This is a genomic window from Micromonospora sp. LOL_014, assembly GCF_048060245.1.
GTDB lineage: Bacteria > Actinomycetota > Actinomycetes > Mycobacteriales > Micromonosporaceae > Micromonospora_E.
Window position 1 is genome coordinate 1 of record NZ_JBHMIP010000100.1, and the last position, 885, is coordinate 885.

Annotated in this window: 1 protein-coding gene; it reads right to left on the bottom strand. The window is 62.9% G+C overall.

The features are described 5' to 3' along the window. Positions 1 to 5: 5 nt before the first annotated feature. Positions 6 to 644 carry a transposase family protein gene (locus tag ACFHW1_RS28795; protein WP_416616730.1) on the bottom strand — a complete coding sequence of 213 codons (639 nt, stop codon included), beginning with the start codon at positions 642 to 644 and terminating at the stop codon, positions 6 to 8. Between the last annotated feature and the right edge of the window lie 241 nt (positions 645 to 885).

Genomic DNA, 885 nt, shown 5'->3' on the forward strand with positions numbered 1-885 from the left:
GAGGTCTATTCACAGGCGATCCTGTAGAAGTGCAGCCCGATGACACAGGAGATCGTTTCCGTAAAGGTCGCGAGCGGTCTGCGGTAGTCGGTGTGTAGGATTCTCCAGGTCTTCAGGTTCGCGATGACCTGTTCGACGACCCAGCGGATCTTGTTGACCTGCCTGTTGTATTCCTTCTGCCACTCTGTGAGCTCGCCGCCCTTGGGCTTTTTGTACGGGGTGATCATGCCGTTGCCGACGTAGCCCTTGTCGCCGATCCAGTCTCCGGGATTCAGGCTGACGAGGACCTCGGTGTCGTTGATCGCGTACGAGTCGTGGTGGTTGCCGGTGACGGGATCGGAGATCCAGGCGAGCGCGCCGTCGAGGGTGCAGGCGACCTGGACGCTCATGCCCGTGGTCTTGTGCTTGCCGGAGTACAGACAGCGGTCCGTGCGCCATGACCAGCAGGGGAACAGGGTGCCGTCGACGATGTACTGGACGGTCGGGTCGAGCTCGTCGGCGGTCGGCGCGAACCCCGCCAGCACGCGGTCGAGGACCGGGGTGATGCCGGTGACCGCCCGTGAGATCGTCGACTGGGAGACGCCGTGCGCCTCGGCGATCTCCGCTTGGACGCGGTTGCGCCGCATGTAGGTCAACGTGACCACGAGGGCACGGTAGAGGCCGAGGATCGGTGGCCACGGTTCCGTGCCCAGGTTCCGGCATTCGGCGCGGACCAGCACGCAGAGGTCGCGGATCTGATCGGTCGTGAAGCCGGTGGTATGATACATGTTCGGCGGTCCGCTTTTCTTTGGTTGTTGTGTGGTAACTCCATCCTATGGGAGGGCGGGCCGTCTCATTTATCGGGGGGTCCACTGTGGGTTATCGGGGCCCTGCTGAATAAGCCTC